This is a genomic window from Parashewanella spongiae, from assembly GCF_004358345.1.
In the GTDB taxonomy this organism is placed as follows: Bacteria; Pseudomonadota; Gammaproteobacteria; order Enterobacterales; family Shewanellaceae; genus Parashewanella; species Parashewanella spongiae.
In genome coordinates this window covers 3,065,566-3,078,009 of the sequence record NZ_CP037952.1, presented here as the reverse complement: position 1 = coordinate 3,078,009, position 12,444 = coordinate 3,065,566, and the positions used below count along the sequence as shown (strand labels likewise).

Below are 12,444 nucleotides of genomic sequence, written 5' to 3'. Positions count from 1 at the left end.
CCCTTCTATTTTATGATTCACCAGCAGTTTCAGTTTTTTCTTTATTCAGCAAAGACAAACCAATGAATTCAGCTTTTTGATTAAATAGCATTTTGTTTATCGTAAGAGCAAACGTGACACTCAAACATAAAGTAATAAACATCAGGTGGATATAATGTAATGGTGTCCAGACCCACGTGAAGAGTGCGTATAAGCCAATGCCAAATAAGACAGCAATGACAATAGAGCGACCATCGATATTCCTAAATAATAAGCCAGTTATAAATGCTGACAAAATTGGCATAGATAATAGCCCATTTAGCTGTTGCATTAAAGCCATGATCCCTTGTGCATTCATGTACATAGGTAAAACAACTAATGAAATCAACACCATGAGAATCGATATGATGACGCTAATTCTACGGACATTTACATTCGGGTTAATGTGTTTTTCATGCAAATCACAAACATAAAGTGCAGCTGAAGCATTAAGGATACTATTATATGTACTCAGAATGGTTCCGAGCATTACGGCAGCAAACGCCCCAGAAAGCCATGTTGGAAGCACTTCTCGTACAATGGTTCCGTAAGATAAGTCACCAATATCGCCAAAGAGTTTGAACGCAACGATACCCGGAATAACAACGACTGGTGGGACTATTAGTAAACGGATAATAGCCGTGGCGTAAACCCCTTTTTGAGCCTCTTTAAGTGACTTACCAGCAAGAGCACGTTGAGTGATATTTTGGTTGGTACCCCAGTAAAAGATTTGAATGAAAAACATACCAGTGAGTAGCGTATGCCAAGGAATATCAGAATCATTACTGCCAATTAGAGTTAATTTATCTGCTGGTATGCCACTGAAATCAAAGTTAATTGCGGCTAAAGAAAGATAAGTAACTAGAAGCCCCATTATCAATAACCCGATACCATTAAAAGTATCGGAAACTGCAACAGCTCTCAGACCACCAAAAATAGCATACGAGCCGCCAACTACGGCAATGATCACTGCAATCAAATATTGCGGAACTTGTATATCGAACAAGCTCGTCATAAACAAAGAGCCAGTGAATAGAAGGATAGGGAGGTAAATAAAGAGATTACCTAACAAGAACATCAGTGAAATCGTAGTACGGATGTTTGGGTTGTTATAGCGTTTTTCTAGCAGCTCAGTGGTTGTTGTACATTTATATCGATAGTAAATAGGTAACAGTACTTTTGCTAAAACCAGCATACCTACTACAGCTGTTAATTCCCAAAGTGCGACGAGGGAAGTTTGAGCACCATTCAAGCCAACGAGTGTATCTGTGCTGATATTTGTCAGAGTTAATGAACCTGCGATAAAAATCCAACTTAGACCTTTACCTGCGAGAAAATATTCTCTATTGGTGTTACCAGTGTGAACTGAACCGCGACACTTAAAATAAGTGATGAGGGCAACCAGTCCAGTGATCCCTAAAAAGATCATTAATTGCAAGGTGTCCATTCTTTATCCTTATTATTTTTATTTACTCTTGGCGATTAAAACTTGCCAAGGTTTAAGAGTTAACTTGTTGTTTTTAATATTTACAGTGCCAAATGACCTCTTTAGTGTTGAAAGCTCTTCTAGCTCTAACTCCTTTTCTTGTTCGCTCATGTTGATGAAAACAAAACACACATCATCATCCAAGATACGTTTAAACGATAAAACATCGCTAGCGGTTCTAAGGAACTCAATATCACCTTTTATCAAAGCAGGGTGTTGCTTACGGATAGATAAGAACTCTTTAAAATAGTTAAGGACTGAATTAGCATCAACTAATTGAGTGTTTGCAGCATTTGATTTGTGTTCTGGAGCAATCGGCAACCAAGTATCGTCTGTTGTTGAAAAACCCGCAGATTCTGAGTTATCCCAGACCATAGGAGTACGGCATCCATCACGGCCTTTATAGTCTGGCCAAAATGCTATTCCAAATGGATCGACCAGCTTTTCAAATGGGACGTTAGCTTCTTCTAGGCCAAGCTCTTCACCTTGATAAATACAAATACTGCCTTTTAATGAAACGACCATTGACAACATGGCTTTATTGAAAGCTTGCTTATCTTTAACGCCCGTACCCCAACGAGTCGCAAAACGGACTGCATCATGATTGCCAAGAGACCAGCATGGCCAACCATCACCAATATTAGAATCTATATTTGAAACGACTTGTTGTACAAAACTGGCGGACTTTTGTTCTGCGAGTAAATCAGCGGTATAGCACATATGAAGTTTATTTGTACCACGAGTGTAATTAGCCATCATGCCGATGGTATCTTGAACACTACCGATTTCACCAAGTGTTGTTCTTGCATCATATTCGTTCATTAAGCTACGAATACGGTTAAGGAATTCAGCATTTTGTGGACGATTTACGTTGTATATTTGCGATTGATAAGCTCTTGGATTCGAGCTATTCATACCTTGAATTGGTACATTGGGATCTTTAGGCGGGTTGTTGCGAAGGAGTTTATCGCAAAAGTACATATTTACTGTATCCAGCCTAAAACCATCTACACCAAGCTCTAACCAAAAACGTAAAACGTCTAAGACTGCATTTTGAACTTGTGGGTTATGGTAGTTGAGATCAGGTTGGCTCGATAAGAAATTATGCAAGTAGTATTGGCCGCGCTTGGTATCATAAGTCCATGCACTACCGCCAAAAAATGACAACCAGTTGTTTGGAGCGGTGCCATCAGTTTTAGGATCTGCCCATACATACCAATCAGCTTTTGCGTTGCTTTTACACTGTTTACTTTCTTCAAACCAAGCATGTTGTTCTGATGTGTGACTGAGTACTTGATCAATAATGACTTTTATTCCGGATTTGTGCGCTTCTGTGATCAGTTGTTGAAAATCTTGCAATGTACCAAACGTAGGATCTACATTTTTATAGTCAGATACGTCATAACCAAAATCTTTCATTGGAGAAGTAAAAAATGGCGATAGCCAAATAGCATCAACACCTAAGTTTGCAATATATGGCACCTTTTCAATGACACCTTTCAAGTCACCGACACCATTGCCTGTAGAGTCTTTGAAGCTTCTAGGGTAGATCTGGTAAATAATTGCGCCACGCCACCAATCAAGATCATTCATGAATCAAACCCATTTTTATAATTTTAAAATCGTAAAAATATTTTCCATGTTTTAATAATGGAATATTCATTTCATGGTAAATGCCTTTAAAGCGAGTTTCAAGGTTGATTTTGCCGCAAACGTAAACTTATTGTTTTAATAATGTATTTAAATATGTATAAAAAAGTACCAATCCTTTGTATTTACAGGTCTCATCAGAGGAACGAAATGTTAAAATAAGCGAGAGTTTGATATTAACTTGCAGTGCATAAATATGAAAATAAATAATAAAAACTCTGAAAAACAATAAAATTAGAAACATTTGGAAATATTATAATTATATGAAATAAATTTTCTAACGTTGACATGTTTGGAATTATTGTAGTATTTTTGTTCTCGGCGGCTAATGTTGAATGTTTACGTAAACGTTAAGCGGCAAAAATAAAAAGATAGAACATGCATCAATTAGATGCGCATAGGTGAATGGAATTAACCCAAATTTGGGAGAGACATAATAATGAGCATGAAGCCATTTAAAAAAACAATTGTAGCAAGTTCAGTATCAATGATGCTTGGCTTGACAGCACCAGCGTTTGCAGCAGAAGAAAATCAAACGAATGCAGACTCTGATGTTGAGCGTATACAAGTCAGCGGTTATCGTTCGAGTATTATAAAAGGCCAACAGTTAAAGCGTGATGCTGTTGGTTCACAAGATAGTATTGTAGCTTCAGATATCGCTGACTTTCCAAACGTAAACCTTGCCGAATCGTTGCAACGTATCCCCGGTGTAACCATTTCTCGTGATAATGGTGAAGGTCGTCAAATTGCATTACGCGGCCTAGGTGCAGACTTTACACGTACACAATTAAACGGGATGGAAGCTCTTGCGACTAATGCATCGATATTAGATTCTAGAGGTGCTGTAAGCCGTACACGTAGCTTTGATTATAATATTTTTGCATCAGAATTATTCAATCAAGTTGATGTATATAAGTCATTTGAAGCAAAACAAGATGAAGGCGGGATTGCAGGTACAGTAAACTTAAGAACTCCAAAACCTTTTGACTATGATGGATTTAAAGGCGCTGTATCAGCTAAAGCAAGTTATAATGGTGCATCAGAAGAAGCAAATCCACGTTTAGCTATGCTGCTTTCAAATACTTGGGACACGTTTGGGGCAACAGTATCACTGGCTCATTCAAAAGCTGATTCAGTAGAGTTTGGTCACCGCAACTGGCAATGGGAAGGATTCAAAGCTTCAGGGTTTGGCCCCAACATTGCTGAATCTGACAAAGCACGACTCAGTGACGGCTCCCTGGCTTATCCTGTAGCTAATACAATCAGTTCAGTATCTAACACTCAAGAAAGAACAGGTATTACAACGGCTTTACAATGGCGTCCTAGCGATGATGTGTCTTTCACCGCTGATATCATTTATGGAAGATTAACCAGTGATGCGCGTGAATATAATGCAGCAACTCGAGGTGGTAGAACAATAGATGACTTTGAAGTTCAAGGTAACAGTATTGTCTATGGTAAGTATCTAGATGCAGACATTCGTAACGAATCTAAGCTTTACCAGTCAACAACTGATTTTAATCAATTCGTATTGGAAGCAGATGTTCAATTCAATGATGACTTCAAAATGACAGCTACAGCCGGTTATTCAAAGTCTGAATTTGATGCGCCAGTGCACGATAAAATCTACACAATTGCGGAAGATCATACTTTCAGTTTTGATTATAGAGATAACAAAGCTGGAAATAATGTTTATGATTTCGATATAGCGGATCCTTCTGAATATAAGTTGCATCGTGCAGATACTCGTGAAGATTTTATTAGTAATGAGTTTGCAACGTTAAAAGCTGACTTTACTTACTACTTAAATGATATAAGTTCATTTGATTTTGGTGTTCAATATAAAAGCTATGAATCATTTGGTTATGAACGTCGCCAAACACTTAGAAACTTAGAAAACTCTGGAATCGCCTTTACTGTTGCTCCTTTTAACTCAGCTTCTACTCAATCCTTCGCAGTGGGTAACGTACAAGAGACGATGCCGAATGTAGTGGCTGCAGGTCTCAATGCGAGAAATACTGATCGATTATTTACTCGGGATTTAACAGAAGCTGATAATATTGAAGGAAGTCAGTATAGCGTCGAAGAAGAAACACTTGCTTTATATGGCCAATATTCAATTGAAGTCGAAAACATCCGAGCAAATTTTGGCATTCGCTACGTAACTACAGACGTGACAAGTAGTGGTGATGCGCTGATACGCGAGGAAGGTAAGGATAATCGTTTTGAGCCTATTTCAATTGATAATGATTATGCTGAGTGGTTACCATCATTCAATTTTGCAATGGACTTAACCGATGATGTTGTTTTCAGGTTTAGTGCTAATAGAAACTTAAGTCGCCCAAGTCTAAGTGATTTAAGAGCTTCAACTAATATTGGCTTTGCGGGTGGAACCATTGATAGAGGTAATCCAAATCTTAAGCCATTTATTGCAGATTCTTTTGAAGCTGGTCTCGAATATTACTTTGGGGAAGTCAATTACCTAGCTTTAACTCTATATTCTAAGGATATGGCATCATTCATCGTAACAGAGTCAAACAGTATTCCATATACTGATACGGGCTTACCACTAAACTTATTACCACCTGGAGATGAAGGTCGAGATTTCATTATTTCACAACCAGTTAATGGAAACGGTGCTTCAATCACTGGAGTCGAATTAGCTGCTCAATATGAATTTGAAGATGGCTTAGGAGTGATTGCAAACTTAACATATGCCGATTCAGAAGCTGAACACAATATTAATGGTGAAAAAGCCTCAGCGAATCTATTAGGACTTTCTAAAGTGTCGTATAACTTAACGGCTTATTATGAAACAGACAATTGGGGAGCTCGTATTTCACAAGCTTACAGGGATGAATACCTCGAAACTGTAGCTGGTCGTTTAAGTGATTTTGCGGGTGTTGAAAGCACAACCTTTGTAGATGCTAGTGTTTTCTACAATCTAACAGAAAACCTTAAGATTTCTTTAGAAGGTATTAACTTAACAAATCAAAAGTTATATCAATTTGAAGATCTTACCGATCATAGATCAAGAACTGTGTATGAAAGTGGTCGCACATTCTTATTAGGTGCTAATTACAAGTTCTAAATAATTCAAAGTGTTGAAAGCGATGTTTACAGATTAAACCTAGAAACATCAGTAGACTACGTTCTCAAGCGTAGAAAAAATGGCTGATAGTAAGGCGTAGCTTGCAGCAAGTAGTTATTCTACTTGCAAAAGTTACAACGTAAACAGCAGTCATTTTAGCAAGCTTGTGAGCGTAGAGCACTTCACTCATTGGGTGAAAGCCTTGATGATAAAATCATCGTATCGCTCAAATAGTTACGCGTATACTCAGCGTTCAACTGATGTTTTTAGGTTAAACATCGCTTTTTTTGAGTTCTAATTTTAGTGAGTTTTTGATTAAAGCTCATTGAAATCAGTTTTCATTCTTTTAATGGATGCTTTATCTAACGAAAAACTAATAAAGAATTAAAATAGAGGCTGTTATGTTAAGTCGAAGAAAGTTTATATTATCAGTTGCAGCATTTGCGGCTTCATACCCAGTGTTGAGTAAAACGCTGATCAGTACAAATAACTGGCCTATCAGCAGTTTTGTCCCAAATAAAAAGCACAAATCATTAAATAAAAATCTCATTCCTGATCCAATTTTTGATAAAAATCCACAACTTGTAAACTTGTACTGGGAAGCTTGGGAGCAGGCATGGGATCATGTTAAACATCAACAGAATATGCCTCAGTCACCCTATATGGATGAAGCCTTCAGTGACGATTTAAATTGGATTTGGGACACTTGCTTTATGGTGCACTTTTGTCGATATGCACCTAAAAAGTTTCCGGGAATAGAGAGCTTAGATAACTTTTATGAAGTCATGTACGATGGCAAAAACACGCCAATTAAAGTTCACCATATAGATAACCCTCCTTTATTTGCTTGGACAGAGATTGAGTATTTTAAATTGACGGGTGATAAAAGTCGGATTCTTCATATTGAAAAAAAGCAATACCTCCAAAAACATTTCGAATTTTTTAATGCTCCTCCAACTGGACAAACTCTGCCATATGGCAATAAAAAAGTAGTATTAAAAAAAGAAAAACTAGGCTTTATATGGAACGGAAATTCAAGCGGAATGGACAATACGCCGCGTGGTCGCTCTTCAGGTGGTTATTCAAAAATTTATTGGCTTGATGCTCTGGCTCAACAAGGGTTATCGGCTAAGTACATAGTTGAAATGGCCAAGATTACGAATAACAAGCCATTACAGTTTGAGTATGAAAAAAAATATCATGAAATTAAACAACTTATTAATAACCATTACTGGGATGAAGAAGAAGGGTTTTATTTTGATATTAATAAGAAAACAGGTGAAAAAGACAAGGTCTGGACGCCAGCATCATACTGGGTAATGTTAGCTGAAATGTGCACACCAGAGCAAGCGACTAGAATGCTTAAGCATGTAATGGATCCTCAAAAGTTTGGCGGAAAATTTCCATGGGTAACTCTGTCTAGAGATGATAAAGATTATGATTCAAAAGGTCAGTATTGGCGAGGAGGAATATGGCTTCCTACAGCATATATGGGGACTAAGGCACTAGAGAAATATGGTTTTTTAGAAGAAGCAAATGAACTTGCAACTAACTTAGTTAATCATATAAAAAACACCTACATAGATTTTTCCCCTCACACGATATGGGAAGCCTATAGTCCTTCAAAACATCTTCCTTCAACAGGAAAATCGAAATATGATGGTGTGAACAAAAAATATGGTGGAAACTTCGCAAGACCTCATTTTTGTGGTTGGTCTGCACTAGGCCCAATTTCTATGTTGATAGAAAATGTCATAGGTTTTTACAGTATTGATGCAAGTAATAGCACTGTCACATGGCGTTTGAGCCAGAAGAGTAGGCATGGTATTAAGAACTTGATATTTGGTAATATCAATACTGATATCATCTACGAAGACGGAAAAGTGTTCGTAAAAAGTAATAAACCATACACATTAAAAATCAATGGCAGCGACTATAATATTATTGCTAAAGAACATACATTTATTGTTTCTTAAAAAATACTGAGCTTTAACTTCTGGTATGAAAGGTTCTCTTGAATGTGCAGTGTAACCGCATGAGTATAATATATTTATACATTTATTCCGGTTGATTTCGTCATTCAATAAATTGGAATCTAGGTTTTCATCGTGGGTTCATAAGTCACTAGCGGCTAGGTTCCAGTTTCCAGATGAATGACGAGTTATAAACTCTAAAGGATTTGGATAAAACAATTATTTATCCAGCTTTCTTGAATGTGTTCCTTCATATATTAATCCCAACTCTGCATAAGAAATTGAATTAAAGTACGTTCTGTAATATTGAACGACGATTAAGCTGAAATTTACACCAATTGGCCGTTGATGGGACTTTCATACTCTAGACGTATGGAACCTAGGGGCTGTTTATCTTCCGTGATTATTTTTGCAGCGATAAATTGGTCGTTTTATACAAGACAGAGCTTGTGCGGTTTGGTTATTATCGACATACAAAACTGTCGTTACTTCGTTTCCAAATAAGCAAGCGATAACGCAGCACCTTTTATTTAGAAAGAGCGACCAATTTACGCTCTCTCTTTTTTCGATGCTTTTGAGCGTTCACTATTCTGTGTTGTAACCCGTTTACTTAGATGACTAAGCTTCACGGCTTACGCCTTGAACAGATAAACGCTAAAATAGCACAAAATTTCATCCTGAAAGATAAACAGACCCTTCTATGAGGACATCTTTGTCAAGCCCTTCAGTTTTTAATTTATTTCATTCAGTTTCTCTGGTTAAAAGTGTTGCTCAGGTTTTGTTGTGTCAGCTTAATGGCTAACCACCTTCTATCCGTTCTGACTTTAGTCAGTCACCTTAAATTGCATGCGCATTATCACGCCTAACCTGAATAATGATACTAACTCTTCTAGAAAAACGATTTAGCCTTGCTTATCAAGGGGCTGTGCAGTTAGCATCGAACAACGCTTTACTACATTTTACTCTTTACTTGGTTATTTTGATTAAAGTGACATCGTTGCACCTGATGGCACTTCTCCATGCTCTAAATACTTCCACAGTTTGATAAGAAGTTTACGTGCCATAGCAACAATGCCGATGCGTCTCATTCGTTTACTGCCATGAGCGAAACGCTGTTCGAACCATAAACTCAATTCTGATTTAGGTTGATACCGTAACCAAAACCAACTGAGTTCAACCATAATCTTTCGTATTCGTCGATTACCTGACTTGCAAATGCCTTGCTCTCTTTGACTGTCACCACTATCGTAAGGCGTTGGTGTCATTCCTGCACAAGCTCCCACTTGTTTAGCGTTTTTAAATTCTCGCCAATGGAAAAACTCTGTTACTAATACCCAGCTCGATTGCCAGCCTACGCCTTTAAGCTGCATGAGCTGATTAATTTTTTGCGATGCGTCATCACAGTCATCAAGAACACGTTGTTTTTGTAATTTCTCAATTGTTTTAATTTGCTTGTCGACAATTTCATGCCTATCAAGTTCTCGCTCTATTTCCGTCACTAAATCTGTCGGTAAAGGCTTATTGAGAACCGCCGTCTTAAGTTGATTAACTTTCCCTTTTAGTTTAGAGATATTTTCCACGCTGATACCATGCAAACACAGAAGTGACTTAATTCGTGCGCTGTGACTGCCACGCTCTTTTACTAATCGTTCTCGCTCTCGGTTAATTCGTCGCTTATCTTCAGCTTCTACATTTGGAACATTGATGATATTTAAAGCTTCTTGCTCTCCAGAGTGATAACGCATCAGTAAACGGAGCAAAGCAATCACATCAACTCTATCGGTTTTGACTTTCTTCTGTTTTCGGCTGACTTCAATACTGGCTGAGTCAATCACATGATTTTCGATGCCGTCTTTAATTAACGCTCTGTGTATCCAGAATCCGTCTCTACCTGCTTCGTAACAGCTAATGACTTTGCAGTTTTCAACGCAGAATAGCTTTTCTTTTGCTAAGGCTATTTCATGATGTAGGGCTTTCCAGTCTCGGGAATCAATCGTTTTGACTCTCTTTTTTCACCATTTGAAAAGCCAAGCTTCCAAGTTTTACTGCTAAGTTCAAAAGCAATGTACAAATTAACAAATTTTTCGTTATCTTTTACTTGAAGGACGGTGCTCATAATATTCCCTTTGTGTTGTGGTAACTAAAGGGTAGTTGAGTTACTGTCCTTCATAGTTTCTAGTAACTTTAAATTAGCAGTTGTCTTTATTATGCGTGCACGAAATTTAGACACGGTTCTCAGCTATTTTTAAGTAAAATATACTTAATCAGGCTTTACTTAAAGAGTTTAATTGTTATTAAATCTACAATTTTGTTTGACTAATTGAGTGTTACATCTGATTGATGTTTCATTCTCAAAAATTACTTTAAAATCCGTATTCATTAATGGCTCTACTTGATAATAATCAGTTGTAATGAATTGCGCGCCTGATTCTTTAGCGGCTTCAAACCGTGAATAATCATTATTTCTAGCTTCAATTGTACCAGCATCTGCACGTGTGCGAATTAAAAAGCCTTTTTTTACTAAGTTTTGGATTTTAGCTTTATTAGCTCTCGGTTCGTTGATGATCATAAATGCTGCTTCATCTTCAGATTCTGGAGCATTAGTAAACATAACTCTGTTTTTGAGAGAAGGGTGTTTATCTTGGTAAGTTTGACGTTTCTCACCGGTCTCATCCAAAACTAGAATAAATTTACCTCTGCTTTTTTCTAGAGTCGGCCAACCTTCATTTAAAACAGCTTGTTTTAGGGTTTTATGGTTACCTCTAACATCATCGGGTTTGATGATGTTATCTTTACCTAAATACTTTATAAATTCAGCATCGAGTGCTTTAAAAGCTAGCTCAGAAAATGATTGCGGCTTTGCGAATTTGGGAAAATTAATGTGATCGCTTTTTGCATTAAAAGTTATTGCTATAGGGAGATGATTAGGGTTTGAGTCTGACCAATTTTTTAATTTTGCTAGACAAGATTTCAATGTTAAGCATTGACTGCGAAAATCTATATCAGGTAAGTGCAGTACTTTAAAGCCAGGCTTCTTTAGTTCTTTTTTGGGATCAAATGAATCTGGCTGTATTCCCTGCTCTAAAAGCCATTGATTTCCAGTTGGAGAACTATATAGGCCACCATCAGGATCGTATAATACATCAAGCTCTAGATTTCTGAGTTTGAATTTATTGAGCTGGATCTCTAAAGAAGGGTGACGATACTCTATATCTTCAAATGATTGTTCAAGTCGGATTTTCATCTCTTTATAAAGTTCAGGTTGGATTAACTGTTTGTAGCTATTGTGACTGCCAAGAACTTGTATATGATTAATTTGGAGTTGGTTATCATGAGCGAGACACTGAGTGTAAACACCAAAACTTAAGATAAAACCGAATATTCTTATACCTTTCAATTTATTTTCCTTTCATATAAATATTAGAAAATATTATCATCTATTTAAGACGTGTGAAATGCATGTGTCACAATAGAATGATTTGAAATAAAAATTCCTTGGGAGTTATACGTATGGGATTTGTCCTTTAGGTGTAGTAGGGGCTCTAAGTACTTGTGCTTTTTTTTCTTGAGGTATTTTAGAAAGTAAAAAATTAATAGCCGCTGTTGTATTAGTGCCAGTTTCACGTTGTATTTCTTTCAACTTGTCAATAATCAGTTGAATTTTTAAAAGCATTTGTTCTGAAGTTTCAGCGTTACAATTTTTTATACCGAAATTAGCGCCTAAAAAACCGCCCAAACCAAGAGCTCCTAATGGTTGAAGCCCGGGAATAGATAAACCTGCCAAAATTGCTGTTTGAGATAAAAATAAACTAATTCTAAACATAATTCTTTTAAATTCTAATTGATGTTCAAGTTTGCTTAATGATTCTATTAGAGCTTGAAATTCAATGTCTAACTCATCACTTCTATTTTGCTCTGGAGGTTGAACTTGTTTAGTTCCACTTGGAATCGGTTTACTTTTAGTTTGGTCTGTAGATAGTTTTACTTGTTCAGGTTCAAATAACTTAAGATCACCATCTTCAATTAGGACTGAGACTGGATCAGAATGATCACTTTCTGTAGTGTATAGCCTTATTCCTGCAAGATGATTGAGTTGTAAACCTTCCATACGTTATTTATTCTTCTTTTGCATAAAATTTGGTTTGCAATGGTAAATCAAATATTTTGATTTATTGAGGGGAAATGTGTGGAATGTAAGTAATTGTACAGGATCGGGGAATCTTCTT

The 12,444-nt window shown here is 36.9% G+C and carries 8 protein-coding genes; 2 read left to right on the top strand and 6 right to left on the bottom strand.

From position 1 onward, the window contains the following. Positions 1–10: 10 nt before the first annotated feature. Positions 11–1,465: a solute:sodium symporter family transporter gene (locus E2I05_RS12025; RefSeq protein ID WP_121854265.1), complete on the bottom strand. Its 1,455-nt coding sequence runs from the start codon at positions 1,463–1,465 to the stop codon at positions 11–13. A gap of 18 nt (positions 1,466–1,483) precedes the next feature. Next, positions 1,484–3,097 (bottom strand): alpha-amylase family glycosyl hydrolase, encoded by a 1,614-nt coding sequence (locus tag E2I05_RS12020; RefSeq protein ID WP_121854266.1) that lies wholly within the window; start codon positions 3,095–3,097, stop codon positions 1,484–1,486. Positions 3,098–3,593: 496 nt separating this feature from the next. Here E2I05_RS12020 and E2I05_RS12015 point away from each other — a divergent pair, with 496 nt between their 5' ends. Beyond that, positions 3,594–6,245 (top strand): TonB-dependent receptor, encoded by a 2,652-nt coding sequence (locus E2I05_RS12015; protein ID WP_121854267.1) that lies wholly within the window; start codon positions 3,594–3,596, stop codon positions 6,243–6,245. Between the two features lie 401 nt (positions 6,246–6,646). Continuing rightward, complete coding sequence (locus E2I05_RS12010; protein ID WP_121854268.1) at positions 6,647–8,221, top strand: MGH1-like glycoside hydrolase domain-containing protein; 1,575 nt, start codon at positions 6,647–6,649, stop codon at positions 8,219–8,221. A gap of 980 nt (positions 8,222–9,201) precedes the next feature. On the opposite strand, the gene E2I05_RS12005 is transcribed toward E2I05_RS12010, so the two are convergent. The 4 genes from E2I05_RS12005 to E2I05_RS11995 form a co-directional block, all read right to left on the bottom strand. Next, positions 9,202–10,176: an IS110 family RNA-guided transposase gene (locus E2I05_RS12005; RefSeq protein ID WP_280525325.1), complete on the bottom strand. Its 975-nt coding sequence runs from the start codon at positions 10,174–10,176 to the stop codon at positions 9,202–9,204. After that, on the bottom strand, positions 10,173–10,334 hold the full coding sequence (locus tag E2I05_RS22055) for a hypothetical protein (RefSeq protein ID WP_165905562.1): 162 nt from the start codon (positions 10,332–10,334) through the stop codon (positions 10,173–10,175). Before E2I05_RS22055 ends, E2I05_RS12005 begins: the two co-directional genes overlap by 4 nt. Before the next feature lie 168 nt (positions 10,335–10,502). Further along, positions 10,503–11,615, bottom strand: coding sequence for a phosphatidylinositol-specific phospholipase C1-like protein (locus E2I05_RS12000; RefSeq protein ID WP_121854913.1), 1,113 nt, complete (start codon positions 11,613–11,615; stop codon positions 10,503–10,505). Between the two features lie 105 nt (positions 11,616–11,720). Beyond that, a complete protein-coding gene (locus E2I05_RS11995) occupies positions 11,721–12,326 on the bottom strand; it encodes a hypothetical protein (protein WP_121854912.1) in 606 nt (201 codons plus the stop codon). Positions 12,327–12,444: the final 118 nt, after the last annotated feature.

What these genes read in the sequence shown, in the direction of transcription:
- E2I05_RS12025 (WP_121854265.1), bottom strand. Translation starts at nt 1,465, where the DNA reads ATGGACACCTTGCAATTAATGATCTTTTTAGGGATCACTGGACTGGTT.
- E2I05_RS11995 (WP_121854912.1), bottom strand. Translation starts at nt 12,326, where the DNA reads ATGGAAGGTTTACAACTCAATCATCTTGCAGGAATAAGGCTATACACT.
- E2I05_RS12020 (WP_121854266.1), bottom strand. Translation starts at nt 3,097, where the DNA reads ATGAATGATCTTGATTGGTGGCGTGGCGCAATTATTTACCAGATCTAC.
- E2I05_RS12010 (WP_121854268.1), top strand. Translation starts at nt 6,647, where the DNA reads ATGTTAAGTCGAAGAAAGTTTATATTATCAGTTGCAGCATTTGCGGCT.
- E2I05_RS12015 (WP_121854267.1), top strand. Translation starts at nt 3,594, where the DNA reads ATGAGCATGAAGCCATTTAAAAAAACAATTGTAGCAAGTTCAGTATCA.
- E2I05_RS22055 (WP_165905562.1), bottom strand. Translation starts at nt 10,334, where the DNA reads ATGAGCACCGTCCTTCAAGTAAAAGATAACGAAAAATTTGTTAATTTG.